This window comes from Candidatus Uabimicrobium helgolandensis (assembly GCF_041508025.1).
Taxonomy (GTDB): domain Bacteria; phylum Planctomycetota; class Uabimicrobiia; order Uabimicrobiales; family Uabimicrobiaceae; genus Uabimicrobium; species Uabimicrobium helgolandensis.
The window spans coordinates 2,794,479-2,811,571 of the sequence record NZ_CP165719.1 but is presented as its reverse complement, the minus strand read 5'-3'; the positions used below and the strand labels follow the sequence as shown (position 1 = coordinate 2,811,571).

Here is a 17,093-nt window from a genome sequence, read left to right as displayed (position 1 = left end):
TTTGTAGTTTATAATATAATATTGCGCGCAAATGGGCTTTATTCGTAAAAAAGCAGCTTAGGAAATCTATCTATGGCAAAATTTAAAAATAAATTCTTAACAATCAACAAAAAGAAAATAGAAATAGTTCGATTTTTAGGTAGTGGTAGTCTCGGAGGAGTATGGGAAATAAAAAATGAATTAGGTTATCCTAAAGCATTAAAAATTCTGTACAAATTACCACAACTCAATACTAAGAATTTCTTAGAAAAATTAAAAATTCTCAAGAAAATTTCGCATCCAAATATAATGGGAATAGACACTATTGGTGTTATTAGTCATCGCAATCTACAAAGCTTGTTTGATGACGAACAAATACAGGGTCCTGCCAATGAAGTTCCTTATTTTACAATGCCGTATGCAGCTATTAATCTGGCTGACTACATTGTTACTCACAAGGAAAATACTCTAGAACGACTTAAATTGTCCCTTCATTTATGTTCAGCAATACGCAAAATTCATCACCTCAAGGTGTACAATGCAAAAATGGAGGTAGAAGACTTAGAACACGGTAATTTAAAGTTTTCTAATTTACTTCTCGTTACTAAAAATAATACCTTTAGCTTGAAAGTTGGAGATTTAGGTATTGAGCCTTCTTTAGGTATTGATCATGAGAATGCCTCGCACGCATCCGTTCAAAAAAATGATGATTTCTCTACTACTCAAAAAACAATAATGGAATTGTTATCTACACTTTTACAGGAAGAATTACAAAATTTACCAACTGTTACGGATCAAAATTCACTTGAAGTTTGGGTTGAAAAATTACGTTTTTTTGAACAAAAAATGCGACGCGAAAAATCAGCTCGTTCTTTTTTACATTTAGGAATACAGCTATATAGTAAATCGACCTACGAGTACGCTTTAAAAGATTTTAACAAAGCCATTTCTCTTGATGAGGATTTGTATGATGCACATCTATACAAAGGTCTGACTCTTGTTGAAATGGACAAATTAGAAGAAGCAAAACAATGTTATCAAAAAGCAATATCTCTCAATGCTGTCGATCCGCGGGCTTACGAAAATTTAGGAGATTTGCATTCTAGTGAGTATCAAAACGAGGAAGCGGTGATGTATTTTCAAAAAGCGATAGATCTCGATAAAAATATGCCGTTTTGCTACGCAAGTCTTGGAGGCATCTTCAAAGAACAAAATATGTATGAAGAAGCATTAGAGGCGTTTTCAAAATTAATAGAAATAGAGGAAGATTGTCTTCCTGCCTATATTGATCGCGGAGATGTTCATTTTAGTTTAGAACAATATCAAAATGCTAAAGAAGACTATCAAAGAGCCTTTGCTCTTCAAGATGATAGTGAAGAAATCAAGGCCAAGCTAGCTTTAGCAAATGAAAAACTAAAAGGAGAAACCCAATGACCAAGAAAAAAAATACTTCTTTGAAAAAACGACCTACCACAAAGAAAAAAATCAACGCAGATAATTTCTGGAAAACAATGCGCTTTAAAGAAGAAACTCTTATTGGGGATAAACTACGTAAACTTCTTCATGCTGATATCATTGAGCCTATTATTGAAAAATGTCGTTTTCAAGTTCGTAAAGACTATTGGCACTCTGTATTTTCAGGTCATAGTTTTCATATAGACAAAGATCTATCTCCAGAGTTGTTTGGAATATGCCAAGAAGTGCTTGATACACTTCATTTCACAGAGCCAGTTAATTTTTTCATCACTAACGATCCACAAGTAAATGCAGCCGCCTACATGAAAGGTGAACAAGACAACAGTCATGTTGTCGTCATAAATTCTGGTCTTGTAGAAAGTTTTAGCGAAAAAGAGTTGAAATTTGTGATTGGGCACGAAATTGGTCATCTTATATACAAAACAGCCGAAATTCGTCGTTTAATTAATTATCTCTTTGAAGAAGAACGATTTATTCCTATTTCTATTCAGAACCTTATATCACTTTGGGAAAAATTTGCAGAAATTTCTGCTGATCGTATGGGATTTATAGCATCTCCTTGCGTTGAAAGCTGCATCACTAATTTTTTTAAACTTTCCTCTGGAATAAGTTTAGAAAAGGTAAACCTTAATGCAAAAGCATTTATGAAAAAAATGGATGAAATGCTTATTCGCGCAAAACAAGGTGAATACCAAATTTTATTTGGCAGCTCACATCCTTCAAATCCAGTACGTGTAAAGGCTATCGAGTTATTTAGTGAATCAAAAACATACAAAGAGTACGCCGCTTCGCACAAAATAGTTAAAAGTGACAAAGATCTTGGTAAAGAAATGCAAGAGCTTCTAGATTTAATGGAGTTATTTCCTACTAGTCAAAGAGATTACTATCGTTCGATGGTAGTCGCTGCGGGAGGTATTCTTATAGCGGGTCTTGATGCCCATATCACAATGGAAGAAAACGATGAGATTGTTGAGTATCTTGCTAAATTTACTGCGCGTCCTAAAGTATTTTTAAGAAATTTACAAGCACAGGCTAAAACAAGAGAAGGTCTACAAGAAACGCTTATTGGAGCTATTTATTGTCTTTTAGAAGCTGACCCTGAAGAACGCTATTCCATTTTTTATTATTTATGCCGTGTTGTCATTGCCGACCATGAACTGAGTGAACAAGAAATTCATTTTCTAATGGACATTGCTACTAAACATTTAGGTATGCACGAAATAGAAGCAAATCGCTTGTTCTTAGAAAATTTACGAAGCAGTGGTTTCACCCCGAGGTTTTAGGAGAAAAAACATGAAAGACGTTTACATTGCTCCGTCGCTATTATCGGCAAATTTTGCCCATTTGCAAAAAGATATAGAAACAGTAGAAAGCGCTGGTGCAGAGATTTTACATTTAGATGTAATGGATGGGAATTTTGTAAAAAACATAACTTTTGGACCTTGTGTTATAAAATGTATTCGCGAAATAACCAAAATGCAATTTGATGTACATTTAATGATTGATCGTCCAGAGGAGTATGTAGAAGACTTTTTACGTATAGGTTGTCAGTGGCTGAGTTTTCACATTGAGGCTACGGACTGTGCTCACGAAATCATTAAAAAAATAAAGCAGTACAATTGCAAAGCTGCGATCGCGATAAAACCCAATACCGACATAAGTACAATTATTCCATATTTAGCTGATTTAGATATGGTTTTAGTGATGAGTGTTGAGCCTGGATTTGGTGGGCAAAAATTTATTGAAAAAATTTTAAAAAAAATAATCGAGTTACGAAAACTCCCCAATTGCCCGAAATATATAGAGGTTGATGGAGGTATTAATCAAGAAACAGCCATAAAAGCCGCACAAGCAGGTGCAAACATTTTTGTGGCAGGTTCGTATATATTCAAAAGCAATCAAATTTCTAAAACAATACACAAGCTTAGAGATGTATTATACGGGTTATCAACAAAAAAAAGCCCTCTATAAGAGGGCTTTATTTTAAATCTAATGTAAAATACTAAACTGCTGTAGTACTGTACAGTTGTCCTATTACTTCTTTATAGCGTTGAAAAACAACTGGGCGACGAATTTTCATTGTCGGTGTCAACATACCATTCTCAATAGTAAACGGTTCACAAATAATTTCAAAGTTATTTATTTTTTCACTCGCGTCCATTTGCATATTGACGCGGCGAATAATTTTTGATATTTCTTCGCGAATGTTTGGATTATTAAAATGATCACTTTGCGGTATAATGAGAGCTCCTAGTCTAGGTTCTCCATCACCAACCACCATAGCTTGTTGAATTAGTTCTTGACCTGATTGTAAAATTCGTTCTTCTATTTGTGCTGGAGGAATATTTAAACCAGACGATAGCACCAGAATTTCTTTTTTACGACCTAAGAGGAATATGTATTCTTTACCATTAATAATCTCTTTACGGCCGAGATCACCCGTTTTGAACCAGCCTCCTTCGCGTAAAGTAAGCTTGTTTAAATCAGGTTCCTCGAAATAACCGCTAAACACAGGATCACCTTTGAATAAAATTTCACCGTCTTCCGCTATTTTCGCTTCAACACCTGGCAAAGGATAGCCAATAGAACCTTTATGAGTTTTACTTGGCTCATTATAAACAATAGCGCCAGAAACTTCTGTTAATCCTTGTGCATTGGTAAGTGGCATACCTATTGCTTCGAAAAAATCGTAAATATGTTGCGGGCAAGCTGCTCCTGCGGTAAGCAGAATTTTGAACTGTCCAATATTTTTGCGAACTTTGGAAGTAACAAGGTTACCAACCGTATGGACAAACAATCCATAATAACATTTTCCGAAAAACGAAGCGTTGCGATATTTATGGTATGTATCTACACAACGATGTAACAGTTTTCTCATAAAGTTTTTTTTGCGCAGTTTGCGTTGGATTCCGTTGTAAACAGCTTCATAAACGCGAGGAACTGCAACTAAGATGTTGGGTTGAAAATTGCTTAAACCGTATAATAAGTGATCGCGGCCAACAATTTGAACGAGAGCCCGATTTGTTAGGGCGATAAAAACCTCATTTTGCGCCATAACATGGCTAAGAGGTAAAAAGGTTAAAGTACGAAATGTAGGACTAATCTGAAGATGATTTCCAGCACGGACAACACAAGAAACAATATTACGGTGGCTTAACATAGCACCTTTTGGTTCTCCTGTAGTACCAGAAGTAAAAACAATTTGCATTAAATCATCAGGATTACATTCATCTACTACTTTTTGAATGCTTGTACTTGCTGTTTCAACATTAGCTTGCTTGTTAAAAATGTCGAAAATATCAACATGTTTACATGGCAAAGCTTTTTGTTCAAGAACATCTGGAGAGCAAAAAATGGTGTGAATGTGTTCTTGTACATAATCAAGTTGTGTCAGTTTTTTATACAAACATGGTTTTGTAACAATAATAGATTTAGCACGTACTTTTCTCAATATGTGTGTGATCGCATCTTCATTGGCAATAGTGTGAAGTGGTACACAAACTTTTTGAGCATATAAAACACCGAAAAAAGAACGAAGAAAATCGTAGGACGTGTCCAAAAATAACGGTATATACTCTCCTACTTCATTTTCAATTAAAGATGATCCAAAATTGTATGAAGATAGAAGTAAATTTTTATACGTATATTCGTTGATGTTGCGTTGATCATCCAATTCGCGGCAACAAACCCGATCTTCTTCCTGTGGGGTACATAAAATATAGCCCAGTAAGTTATTTTTTTCTTCCATAACTCCTTATACCTTTACAAGAATTTTCATTAGAAAACAACCCTCTATTCATAGCCTCTAATGTTGTTTTCTAACTCTGGGCAAACACAAGAGCTAAAATATAGGTTTTTTGGTAGTGTCATCTTTGCTATAACACCTCAAGGAAAACCTGACCTTTACACTTTACAGATAAAATCTCAAACTATGAGTGTTTATCCGAAACTTAAAGCTTATATCCAAATACTATTAAGAGTATTTAATATGGAAGGGTTATATTTTTTGGATGATTATATGGATTTGTCCATTAAACAATATAATTCCCATCTAAACTAAATGCTAGTAAGTGAAAAATAACTAAATCCTACTCTTAAAGAGTATATTTTTCTAGATATAAGTATGCTTTAAATATAATTATGCTATAGAGTTTAAAAAATAGCAAAATTTTTTTTTTGTAACTACGCAAAATCTAATTATTTAAACTTACACAAGTGTAAAAAATATGAAATCATAAATTCAAAATAGAGTCAAGTAACATTTTAAATTTATGAAACTAATTTTCGTAAATTTTTTCTTGACAAAAGTTTTTATTGATATAAAATACTGAAATTAGTGAATTAACAGATCCCGAAGAACTTTCAAAACACCATTTCAATAAACCTCACCAAACAAGTTCGCAATAAAAATCTCAATTATTTTTAGGACTTATAATTACATGGAAGTACTAGATACCTTTCATTTCGAAAATAGAGAAAACTTACATATTTTGGGAGTAATGGGTGGTGTAGCTTCAGGGAAAACAACAGTAACAAGTGAATTTACTAAGTATGGTGCTCATATAATAAATGCTGATTTAATTGTGCACCAAATCCTACAGGAAAAAAATATCCAACAGCGTATAAACCAAACATTTCCTCATATCTTTCCAGATGCAAAATTTGATAAAAAATTACTTGCTGAGCATGTTTTTGCAGTGAAGAGTAATTTGAAAAAACTAGAGCAAATACTACACCCACAAGTAAGGTTGAGAATAAAAAACATGCTTGAAAGTTTTGCAACTAAAGGAAAACAGGTTGTTATTATTGACGCACCTTTGCTATGGGAAAATGGCCTTCATGAGGGTGTTGATACACTTATTTTTATTGATACTCCTATTCAATTACGTAGAGAACGCGCACAAAAAAATAGAGGTTGGAGTGTAGAAGAGTTAGATCGACGTGAAAAATTCCAAAGTGACCTAGTAACCAAAAAACAAAATTCCGACTATGTTATTATTAATGAGCACCAAAAAATAATGGAGCAACAAGTAAAAAATATTTGGGATCAAATTTTATCTAAAACTACATTGCAAAATGAAAAATAGATATTGGATATTAAGCTACATAACCAAAATTACATAATTTCATTTACACAAAAGTGTAGTTTTACTTGAATAAAACAATTGGTCATTCAATATTTGTTAGGGTATGTCCCTAATCATATTTTCAAGTAGTTAACACCTTCATTTCATTCTCTACACCACAAATAATAGAATCAAAATTTATAAACAATTCACGCAATAAGGGAAATAAAAAATAACCTGTATGTTTTACTTAATTCTTCTGCTTGTTAGCATTGTTATTTTTCGTTTGCAGAAATTGACTTTGCACATTCAAAAATATCTAGCTAACATAAAATACAAAATCATCTAACTTATTTTTTCACAGTCCCTAAACGTACAAACACCTAGCAATAAAAAGTTATCAGCTACCTCATTTGACAAACCACTTTTTCACATCAAATTATAGAAAGTAATTATATATGACTTCGAAAAATGATCACAATGATGAAAGAAACTCGCGTCGAAAAGTCACAAAAAAAAGCCAAGAAAACCCCGTTGAAGAAAACCATGGCGACGTTTACGAAGATCTAAAAAAAGGTGATCTACACATCACTGAACTGCAAAAAATGACCATAAGTCAACTTCACGCCACCGCTAAAAAAGAAGGTATAAAAGAGTACACCGGTTTAAAAAAACAAGAACTCATATTTAAAATTCTAAAAGAGCGTGTAAAACAAAACGGTCTTATGTATGGAGAAGGAGTTGTTGAAGTTTTACCTGATGGCTTTGGTTTTCTTCGTTCACCACAATATAACTACTTGCCTTGCCCTGATGATATATACATATCACCTTCTCAAATTAGAAGATTTGGTATACGTACAGGAGCAACTGTTTCTGGACAAATTCGTCCACCAAAAGACAATGAGCGCTATTTCGCGCTTTTAAGAGTCGAAGCTATCAATTATGAAGACCCGGAAAAACTTACGGAAAAAAGCGTTTTTGACGATTTAACTCCTCTACACCCTCAAGAGCGTATCATACTTGAAACAGAGTCTAATGAACCTAATATGCGTATTATGGACTTAATCACTCCTATAGGAAAAGGACAAAGAGGGTTAATTGTCGCTCCACCAAGAACAGGAAAAACAGTACTCCTGCAAAAAATTGCCAACGCAATTACCCAAAATCACCCAGAAATATATCTCATTGTACTTCTTATTGATGAGAGACCAGAAGAAGTAACCGATATGCAGCGATCAGTCAAGGGAGAAGTGATTAGCTCTACATTTGACGAGCCTGCTAGTCGCCATATTCAAGTAGCTGAAATGGTAATTGAAAAAGCAAAGCGCATGGTAGAATACGGAAAAGATGTTCTTATTCTCTTAGATTCAATTACGCGATTAGGGCGTGCTTACAATACGGAAGCACCACACTCTGGAAAAATCTTGACTGGTGGTATCGATGCTTCTGGTTTGCAAAAGCCAAAAAGATTTTTTGGGGCTGCGCGCAACATCGAAGAAGGTGGAAGCTTAACTATTTTAGCTACTGCACTTGTTGAGACAGGTAGTAAAATGGATGATGTTATCTTTGAAGAATTCAAAGGAACTGGTAATATGGAACTTCATCTTGATCGCAAGTTGGCAGATAAACGCATTTTCCCATCAATAGATATCACGCGTTCAGGTACAAGAAAAGAAGAACTTTTATGCGATCCAGAAGAGTTAAAAAGAATGTGGTTATTACGTAAGTTTCTTGCCAATGAAATGGATTCACTAGAAGCAATAGAACGCTTAAAAGAAAATTTACAAAAAACCAGTAGCAATGCTGAGTTTTTAATGTCGTTAGACGTTTCATAGAGGAATTCAATGTCGTTAACACTTGATAATGTAAAACAAAAATACCGCTTCTCGATAGAAGATCTTCTTGAAGGTAATGATGTTGTCAAAGCCAATAAATGTAGTCAATGGATGCGCAAAAAAGAACTCAAAGCGGAAAAAGACCTTATCTATATTAAAATTAAAGTTACTTACACAGATATAGGTCAGCAACCAATTACTTTCAAGCAATTCTACTTAGAAGACACTGAAGGTTATTTTTGCGATGCTATTGCTCCTGACGATTATTTAGAAGATAATTTAGAGTGTGACCAAACAGTAACAGGAGGCTTACTTTTTTCTATATATCAAGATATAGAAAGCAGCCGTTTATGGTTTAATACTAATCTTTACTATGAAAACAGTAATGATTTTATTCTACTTGATATAGCACTTCCATCCGAGATTTCAGAAACGAGAACTGAAATCTTATCTAAACAAGCTATATTAATGAAACAATATACAAAGCAAATAGAGTATAGTCTTGAAAAGGAAAAAATAACTCCTGAAAATCAAACAAAAACAATTATCAAAAAACTTGCCCAAAAATTTGGGATTCCGTACAAAAGAATTGATAATGGTTATTTGCTTCGAGTACCTCTACTTGAAGGAAGAAAACAAAATATTATCGTTACTTTTTCCGGAAAAGATGAAAAGGGTAATGACTTAATCACAATTGCAACGATATGCGCTCCAGTAAGCAGTGAAAAAAATAATCGCATATTTCTCAAACTTAATCCTAAGCTTACTTTTGGTGGCATAGGAATTACAACTATAAACGATGAAGAGTTTTATGTTATTACTCAGACATACTCTATTCAGGCACTAAAACTTAAAAGTCTTATAATAGATGCAATAGAGTATATCGCACGCCAAGGCGATTGGCTGGAGAAAAAACTTATTGGCAAAGATTTACGTTAAAGGAGTTATTGTGAATAAAATACTAATAGTCGCACTGATTTTTGTTACTATAGCCTGTAAAACACAATCAACAATCTCCGCTACTAATGAATCTCAAAATAGTGAGGAAATTGTTGTGATTTGGCCTGAAGGCACGCAAAATACACAACTATCGCAATCTGAAATAGATAAAATTCGTTCTTTATTAGATGTTTATTATAGCGGAAATAAGAATGCATGGGCTAAATCTCGCGCGCAAATTGTAGCGATGGGACCTGCAGCGAAAAAAGCTTTGTGTTTATTTTTTATTAAATTTTTTGCTGCCGGGCGGCAATCTGTCGGTGATTTAGAAAAACATTGGCGTGCTTCGCGATATGAACTATCTTTATTAAAAGAATTTTCTGTACCGTTTTTAATTTCGACTATGGCTATTCCTAAACTAGGTACAACGGGGAAAATTCAGTGTTCAAAAACTCTTGCGATTATTGGTTCTCCAGCAGTACCGGCTCTTATTGAAAATCTTGGTCGTGGAGAACCTTCTTTCCAACGTAGAATAGTCGAAACACTTGGAGAAATAAAGGATGTAAAAGCGATAACTCCGCTTGCTGCATTATACAATAATCAACTTAATAGAGTAAATGATAGTGATTCGCAATATGGAGTGAGAGTGTATTGTATGGAAGCTCTTGGAAAAATTCGCTGGAATAAAGAAAGTACAACGACAGTAGAAAAAGCTTTATCAGATCCTAATAAGGACGTTCGCAAGGCCGCTATTGAAGCTGCTATACTAATGGCTGCTTCACAAAACGCTCATCTCTTAAAAAAAGCCCAAAAAACATCGCGTAAGGATTTTCCACTATCTAGATATCATAGTCGTATAGAAGTACTATTATACGCCTATAAGTAGAGGACAGACAAAGTTTGATTTAGGATTTTCTTTCGCTTGAGGACACGAAGGTCGACTTAATGCAAAAATTACTACACATCAAGCCAAACATCCAATTACTGTTGCGGCAAGAGAATTGTATGTTTGTTCCACAAATTGTGGTTGTTACAACCAATAAAAACTGTGTAGAGTAATATACAAAAAAATACACCGCATTTATGCGGTGTATTTTAGAATTCAAACTAACAAATTAACCTTCTTTGTTTTCATCTTCTGAATCAGCTTCTTTATTTATTGAATCAGCATCTTCATTTGATTTGTTAGGAGTTTCGTTGCTTTGTTTTTCAGCTTTTGGTTCTTCGATTTTTGACTCTTCAACTTTCTCCGAAGAAACTGCTTCCGCTGGTTCTTCAAAGTGAGAATCAATGTTTTCTCCTTTTTGAACTTTTGCGACAATCTCTGAAAATTCTATACCTTCTAAACTTTCTCGTTTTAGTAGTACTTTTGCTAATACATCTAAAACATTGCGGTTCTCTGTTAATATTTCTGTAGTCTTTTTGTAACAATTCGCAACTATCTTTTGAACTTCTTCATCTATCTTGTTCAAAGTTTGTTCACTAAAAGAACTACTTCGTTCGCTTTGCGACTTGCCTAAGAAAACTTGCCCACTGTCTTTTTCAAAAGCAAGAGGTCCCATATCGCTCATTCCGTATTTAGCGACCATGGAGCGTGCAACATTTGTTATTTGCTGTAAATCATTTGCTGCACCTGTAGTCAAACGACCAAAGACTATTTCTTCAGCTATTCTTCCTCCTAGAGTCATACAAATTTGGGCAAGTAACTCATCTTTGCTTTTAGAAAGTTTATCTTCATTTGGCATTTGCAATACGTATCCCAAGGCTCGTCCTCGTGGAATAATCGTAATTTTATGAACAGCGGAATATGAATCGGGATGCAAAACAGCTACGATTCCATGTCCACATTCGTGTACCGCAGTATTTTCTTTTTCTTTATCTGAAATAATCATGCTACGTCTTTCAGGGCCTGCCATTACTCGTTCAACAGCTTCTGCAATATCTGTTTGTTGGATTTCTGTTTTATCTTTTCTGGCAGCTAAAAGAGCGGCTTCATTCATAACATTTGCTAAATCTGCCCCTGAAAATCCAGGTGTTCTTTTTGCTAATAACTTTATATCGACTTCGTCTGCGAGTGGTTTTCCTTTTGCATGGATTTTTAGTATGTGTTCGCGACCGCGTATATCAGGATGATCAATAACAACTTGGCGATCAAAACGTCCAGGTCTTAAAAGCGCTGGGTCAAGTACATCTGGGCGGTTTGTTGCTGCGAGAATAATTATTCCTTTACTCGATTCAAAACCATCCATTTCTGCTAGCAATTGATTGAGCGTTTGTTCGCGTTCGTCATGGCCTCCACCTAAACCAGCACCGCGGTGTCTACCAACAGCATCAATTTCATCAATAAAAATAATGCATGGACTTTTAATTTTGGCTTGTGCAAACAAATCTCGTACGCGCGAAGCTCCGACACCTACAAACATTTCAACAAATTCTGAACCAGATATATTAAAAAAAGGAACTGCTGCTTCTCCAGCAACAGCACGTGCTAAAAGTGTTTTTCCTGTTCCAGGAGGACCAACTAATAGTGCTCCTTTAGGAATTTTACCTCCAAGCTCTTCGAATTTTCCTGGGGATTTTAAGAAAGCAACTATTTCACTTAGTTCTTCTTTTGCTTCATCACAACCAGCAACTTCATCAAAAGTTGTTTTTGTATCTTCTTCAGCAGTTATTTTGGCGCGACTTTTTCCAAAGGACATCACATCTCGTCCGTAATTGTTCATACGTCTCATAAGAATAATAAAGAATATAATGAGTAAAATAATAGGAAGTCCCCAAGTAAAGAACATTGCCCCCCAATAATTTTCTCTTTCTCCTTCGAATTTGACGCCATACTTTTCAAGCAATTCAACTAGTTTAGGGTCTTCGTGAACGCGTGTAGTTGTAAACTTACCTATTCCTTTACCTTCTTCAACGATTCTCTTAAAAGTTTCTTTTTTAAGTTCTTCGTTTTTTTCAATTTCAGGATTTGCTTTTATTTCTTTTACATATTTTTTCCAAGTTTCTTCATCTTTAATGTATTTACCATGAATAGATGTTACAGAAATAATGCATCGTTGAATGCGATGTTCTTGTTGAACATATGATTTAAATTGGCCATATGTAAGTCTATCCACATTACGTGTAAAAAATAAAATTTGGATCAATAAAATAATAGTAATTAATAATACAAAGTAAAAAAAAGAAAATCTATTTTCATTTTTGTTCGTGGGGCGCATAATACATATCCGTTGACTTTAGGAATATGGCGTAAAAAAATATACTAGATTTCATATAGAAATTTGATTTATTAGTTAGGCATTAATAATGCACACGGTTTCGTTTTTCATAAACCTGATAAATCAAAGATTATATAAAATAGTAAATCATTTTCCGCCACATCCCTTAAATTGTGATTTTGTGGTAAATAACGCAATAAATACGCGTACTAATGTTTAGTAGAATATAGAAACCTAATTCTTGCTAGTATCTGTAAAGTTAGTTTTGATTTGTTTAGCATTGTATATTTTATTTTTTGAACTAAGCGACGAAGGTACACAGTTGTGGTTATGTACCTGAGAAGCAATAACGTTCAAAAACAAAAGACCGAGCTAAATCATATTAACTTTACGGAAGTACTAGGGTGTAGGAAACCACAATATGTGATAATCCTAAATCGAACTATTAACCTAGGATTGTCACATATTGAGTCTAATCTTTAGAGTGTTGTATCTACTCAGGGGGAAATTATAGTCGCTTTAATAGATAATTTCAACTCAAATTCTTACTCTTGTACCATTTCCGCGACTCTCTCTTTTAGCTTTGGTGTTAACCTAGAAGAAAGGTTACGCAAAGATGCTTTGAGATTATCCTCTATATCAGGATCTCCTTTTTCAAGCATTTCTAATAATGTAGGGGCTATTTCATTTGCTTTTCTTCGTACATTTCCCAAGGCATCAATACAAGCACGGCGTAAATCTATATCTTCAGTAGCATTCATAACGTCAATAATCGGAGTTACAGCTGCTGGATATTGAAATTTTCCTAAAGTAGTTATCGCTGCTTGACGAATAACAGGATTTTTACTATAAAAAACTACTTCTAAAAGATCTGGACTAACATTTGCGTCACCTATAACCCCTAGGGCTAGTCCAGCATTGAGACGTATCTCTTCATTTTCTGCTTTGTCTAAGAAAATACGCTTTAAAAGTTTTGCTGTATAAGGATTACCCAGAATACCCAAAGTTGTACAAGTTTCAGCGCGCACATGATTAGGCTCGCTTTTATTTTCAAGAATTTCGACTAAAAATGCTGTAGACGGTCGATAACGCAATTCACCTAAAGTTCTTATCGCACTCCACGCCACTTGCTTATCTTTCAACATCGCAACAAGCACTTTTCCTGCACTTGGATCGCGCGAATCGCTTAATTTGCGTATTTCAATTTCGCGGTCTTTAGAAGAAAGTGCGTTTAATTGACGTATTAATTCTTTTATATGTGAGCCTTGGGGCTCTTTTAATTCTTTTGAATATTTGCGATCTTGCGCTGACAAATAGTTACCATCGTCAACTGAGCGAAGTTCTTGAGATTTTCGATTATTATTCGTCTTACTTTTATAGTTTTTTCCTTTTGCTATAATATAGTTTGTTGTACCTGAGTTAGATGTTCTATTGTTTTGTGAATTTTCATTGGAAGAGCTTGAAAAATAATTCCAAGGTTGTAGTGAAAATAATGCAATAACAATGATAAGCGCACCAAACACTCGCGGATGATGCCATAAAAATTTAGAACCTGTAACAGCCGCCTTTGCAGATCCCCTTGCTATTTTCCCGCTACCTTCTTTTACTTTTTGCATTGTTTCTGTCTTAGAAGAAGCAGAATGCCCCTCAGTAGTGTTTTTTTCAAGTGCTGCTATGCGTTTTTCTAAACTAGAAATTCTTTGTTGATACTCTTCGTTTTTTTGCAACTGTTTTTGCACATCTTCAAGTGCACTTGTTGCAACAAGAACAATATCCTCTTGAGGAAATTTCTGTATACTCTCCAAACGTTGCACTAGTTCAGGGGAAACTTTTTGTAAGTTTTCTAGACGACTAACTAACTGAGGGGAAATTTTTTCTAAATTCTCTAAACGACTAACTAGCTGAGGAGAGATCTTTTCTAAATGCTTTAAACGATCTATTAACTGCGGAGAGTTTTTTTCTAAACTCTCTAAACGATTATTTATTTCGGGTACAGTTTTTTCGACATTTTGTAGTTGCTCGACACTTTTTTGTAGATTCTGTACCTCTGATGAAGTTTTTGGATCTGTAGTGTTGTTAGCTTCTCCCACATGTTTTTTTATATCTTTAACGTCAATATGACTTGTGGCGGTTAATTTCTTTAAAGAGTTATCTTCTACTTTGAAAATCAAAGTATTTCCTTTTGGAGTTTTTATGAATATGTTTTTTTGTTGCTGAGATACCACTGAACAATCTAAATAACGAGCATACGATTTAGGTATGTTCACCTGCTCTCCTAAAACACTTCGCAATGTTTTGGTTTCTGACATTTTTTTCTCCGTAGTGACAAGGCACGGCGACATTTTCTTTTTATAATTTAACTTTCTTAGGGATTAGTTTTATGACTTTTCAAGTATAGACCACAAATTGTGTCCTCAAAGTACCTCGCTACGCCCTAAAATATCTCAGATTATATAAAAATTTAAATGCCGACCCACCCAAGTAAAATTTTAATTGAAAGCAACAAACACTTAGAATAAAATAGCACAATGATTATTTTAGAACCTGCTGTAAAATTGTGTTGAAGCGAAAGTTTATAGCAAATTCTTAGTGACCTAGGAAAGGCATAAAACAACAAATCATTTTGTTTGTTCTTTTGTTCACATTGGTCTTGCTGCTTTTGATCTATAAAACTAAGACTTTAGACTATTGTTACACCTTCTTAGTGAACAAATTCCTATACAAAATTTTATACGTTATTTTATACCACTTCCCTTATTTTAGTTCACGTTATTCGAAAAATTTACTAAAGGAAACAGCATGCTTTTTGGAAATTTCAAAATCCCACAACCATACAATGAACCAATCAAAAGTTATGCACCTGGTTCGAAAGAAAGAGAAAGTTTACAAAAAAAGTATCAGGAATTAAAGCAAGAAAAAATAGAAATTCCTATTGTTATTGATGGCAAAGAATGTCATTCTCAAGATATTAGAGAAGTAAAGTGCCCTCATGATCACCAGCACGTTTTGGCTACTTTTCATCATGCAAGTACACAAGATGCACAAAAAGCGATAGATTCCTGTCTAGAAGCGCGTAAAAAATGGGCAAGAACCCCTTTTCATCACCGTGCCTCTATTTTCTTAAAAGCAGCTGAACTTATTGCAACTAAACATCGAGATTTAATTAATGCCGCAACCATGTTGGGGCAAAGTAAGACTTGCTACCAAGCCGAGATTGATGCAGCATGTGAATTCATTGATTTTCTTCGTTTTAATGTAAAATATGCAGAGCAAGTTTACCAAGATCAACCTATTTCATCAAAAGGGATTTGGAACTGCGTCGAGTATCGACCACTTGAAGGTTTTATTCTTTCGATTACTCCTTTTAATTTTACTGCAATTGCTGGAAATTTATGTATTGCTCCTGCGATTATGGGTAATGTTGTTTTATGGAAACCTTCTCCTAAATCAATGTTTTCTTCACATTTTGTTATGAAAATTTTACAAGAAGCTGGTTTACCTAAAGGCGTTATTAATATGTTACCAGCTGATGGCGCAGAATTTGTTCAAGAAGTACTCAAAAATCGCCATCTTTCAGGTATTCACTTTACTGGAAGCACTCATGTTTTTCGTTCTATTTGGAAAGCTGTAGGCAATAATATTGATGTATACGACAACTATCCTCGAATTGTTGGCGAAACTGGTGGAAAAGATTTTATGTTTGTTCACCAATCTGCAAATACTGAAGCCGTTGCAACAGCAATTATTCGCGGAGCTTTTGAGTTTCAAGGTCAAAAATGCTCTGCTGCATCACGTGCATACATTCCCGAAAGTATGTGGCCACAACTAAAAGACATTTTGACCACTGAAATTCCGACAATTAAAGTAGGTGATGTCGGAGATTTTTCGAACTTTATGGGAGCTGTAATCGACGATATATCTTACAACAAGATATCAAGCTATATTGATAGAGCAAAAAAAGCCGAAGACTGTGAAATTCTTGTTGGCGGAAATTGTGATAATAGCAAAGGTTACTTTGTAGAGCCTACTGTTATTGTAACTAAAAATGCGCATTATGAAACAATGACACAAGAAATCTTTGGTCCAGTAATCACAATATACATTTACGCTGACGAAAAATACGAAGAAACATTAGAAATATGTGGTTCAACATCGGAATACGCACTCACAGGAGGGATTTTTTCCTCAGATATTTACGCTGTACAAACTGCTTACGAAAATTTACGTGATAGCGCTGGAAATTTCTACATTAATGATAAGGTTACTGGGGCAGTTGTTGGCCAACAACCATTTGGTGGAAGTCGTGGTTCAGGAACAAATGATAAAGCGGGTTCGTATTTAAATTTAGTTCGTTGGGTTTCTCCACGTTCGATAAAACAAGCGTTCTGCCCTCCTACAGATTATCGGTACCCATTTCTTGGCAATTAAACCTCAAAAGCTATTTATATGTGAATTATTATACGGCAAATGTACGGTTTTGTCAAGGCAATAATTTTTGCTAAGAGTAATGTTATATAATTGCGCAAAACATTGCTCTTAGAGCCTGTTATAAAATTATTTTAAGGCAAAATTGTTCCTTT

General features: G+C 34.5%; 11 protein-coding genes. 8 read left to right on the top strand and 3 right to left on the bottom strand.

Features of this window, described 5'->3' with window-relative positions; translation table 11 throughout:
* Positions 1 to 72 precede the first annotated feature (72 nt).
* From UABHE_RS10185 to rpe, 3 genes are read left to right on the top strand one after another with little or no spacing between them, the layout of a single operon-like run.
* A complete protein-coding gene (locus UABHE_RS10185; RefSeq protein ID WP_372370158.1) occupies positions 73 to 1,413 on the top strand; it encodes a protein kinase family protein in 1,341 nt (446 codons plus the stop codon).
* Positions 1,410 to 2,738: a M48 family metallopeptidase gene (locus tag UABHE_RS10180; protein WP_372370157.1), complete on the top strand. Its 1,329-nt coding sequence runs from the start codon at positions 1,410 to 1,412 to the stop codon at positions 2,736 to 2,738. The genes UABHE_RS10185 and UABHE_RS10180 overlap by 4 nt, the downstream gene beginning before the upstream one ends.
* Before the next feature lie 10 nt (positions 2,739 to 2,748).
* Positions 2,749 to 3,426: a ribulose-phosphate 3-epimerase gene (rpe, locus tag UABHE_RS10175; RefSeq protein WP_372370156.1), complete on the top strand. Its 678-nt coding sequence runs from the start codon at positions 2,749 to 2,751 to the stop codon at positions 3,424 to 3,426.
* 31 nt (positions 3,427 to 3,457) lie between these two features.
* Here rpe and UABHE_RS10170 read toward each other — a convergent pair whose 3' ends face one another.
* Positions 3,458 to 5,203: a long-chain fatty acid--CoA ligase gene (locus UABHE_RS10170; protein WP_372370155.1), complete on the bottom strand. Its 1,746-nt coding sequence runs from the start codon at positions 5,201 to 5,203 to the stop codon at positions 3,458 to 3,460.
* A gap of 691 nt (positions 5,204 to 5,894) precedes the next feature.
* On the opposite strand from UABHE_RS10170, the gene coaE reads away from it, so the two are divergent.
* The 4 genes from coaE to UABHE_RS10150 all read left to right on the top strand — a co-directional run bounded on the left by coaE (position 5,895) and on the right by UABHE_RS10150 (position 10,181).
* Entirely contained in the window at positions 5,895 to 6,542 is a 648-nt protein-coding gene (gene coaE / locus UABHE_RS10165) for a dephospho-CoA kinase (protein WP_372370154.1), read from the top strand.
* Between the two features lie 437 nt (positions 6,543 to 6,979).
* The gene (gene rho, locus UABHE_RS10160; protein ID WP_372370153.1) at positions 6,980 to 8,356 is read left to right on the top strand and encodes a transcription termination factor Rho; all 1,377 of its coding nucleotides are present in this window, start codon (positions 6,980 to 6,982) and stop codon (positions 8,354 to 8,356) included.
* A 9-nt stretch (positions 8,357 to 8,365) separates the two neighbouring features.
* Positions 8,366 to 9,295, top strand: coding sequence for a DUF4352 domain-containing protein (locus tag UABHE_RS10155; protein ID WP_372370152.1), 930 nt, complete (start codon positions 8,366 to 8,368; stop codon positions 9,293 to 9,295).
* 10 nt (positions 9,296 to 9,305) lie between these two features.
* Positions 9,306 to 10,181 carry a HEAT repeat domain-containing protein gene (locus tag UABHE_RS10150; protein ID WP_372370151.1) on the top strand — a complete coding sequence of 292 codons (876 nt, stop codon included), beginning with the start codon at positions 9,306 to 9,308 and terminating at the stop codon, positions 10,179 to 10,181.
* A 229-nt stretch (positions 10,182 to 10,410) separates the two neighbouring features.
* Here UABHE_RS10150 and ftsH read toward each other — a convergent pair whose 3' ends face one another.
* Positions 10,411 to 12,513 carry an ATP-dependent zinc metalloprotease FtsH gene (gene ftsH / locus UABHE_RS10145; protein ID WP_372370150.1) on the bottom strand — a complete coding sequence of 701 codons (2,103 nt, stop codon included), beginning with the start codon at positions 12,511 to 12,513 and terminating at the stop codon, positions 10,411 to 10,413.
* A 545-nt stretch (positions 12,514 to 13,058) separates the two neighbouring features.
* Positions 13,059 to 14,822: a HEAT repeat domain-containing protein gene (locus UABHE_RS10140; protein ID WP_372370149.1), complete on the bottom strand. Its 1,764-nt coding sequence runs from the start codon at positions 14,820 to 14,822 to the stop codon at positions 13,059 to 13,061.
* 490 nt (positions 14,823 to 15,312) lie between these two features.
* Between UABHE_RS10140 and pruA the strand changes: the two genes are divergently transcribed.
* Complete coding sequence (pruA, locus tag UABHE_RS10135; RefSeq protein WP_372370147.1) at positions 15,313 to 16,941, top strand: L-glutamate gamma-semialdehyde dehydrogenase; 1,629 nt, start codon at positions 15,313 to 15,315, stop codon at positions 16,939 to 16,941.
* Positions 16,942 to 17,093 lie beyond the last annotated feature (152 nt).

Coding starts and splice junctions, on each gene's coding strand:
- ftsH (WP_372370150.1), bottom strand. CDS start 12,513: ATGCGCCCCACGAACAAAAATGAAAATAGATTTTCTTTTTTTTACTTT.
- rho (WP_372370153.1), top strand. CDS start 6,980: ATGACTTCGAAAAATGATCACAATGATGAAAGAAACTCGCGTCGAAAA.
- UABHE_RS10140 (WP_372370149.1), bottom strand. CDS start 14,822: ATGTCAGAAACCAAAACATTGCGAAGTGTTTTAGGAGAGCAGGTGAAC.
- coaE (WP_372370154.1), top strand. CDS start 5,895: ATGGAAGTACTAGATACCTTTCATTTCGAAAATAGAGAAAACTTACAT.
- UABHE_RS10170 (WP_372370155.1), bottom strand. CDS start 5,203: ATGGAAGAAAAAAATAACTTACTGGGCTATATTTTATGTACCCCACAG.
- UABHE_RS10185 (WP_372370158.1), top strand. CDS start 73: ATGGCAAAATTTAAAAATAAATTCTTAACAATCAACAAAAAGAAAATA.
- UABHE_RS10155 (WP_372370152.1), top strand. CDS start 8,366: ATGTCGTTAACACTTGATAATGTAAAACAAAAATACCGCTTCTCGATA.
- rpe (WP_372370156.1), top strand. CDS start 2,749: ATGAAAGACGTTTACATTGCTCCGTCGCTATTATCGGCAAATTTTGCC.
- UABHE_RS10180 (WP_372370157.1), top strand. CDS start 1,410: ATGACCAAGAAAAAAAATACTTCTTTGAAAAAACGACCTACCACAAAG.
- pruA (WP_372370147.1), top strand. CDS start 15,313: ATGCTTTTTGGAAATTTCAAAATCCCACAACCATACAATGAACCAATC.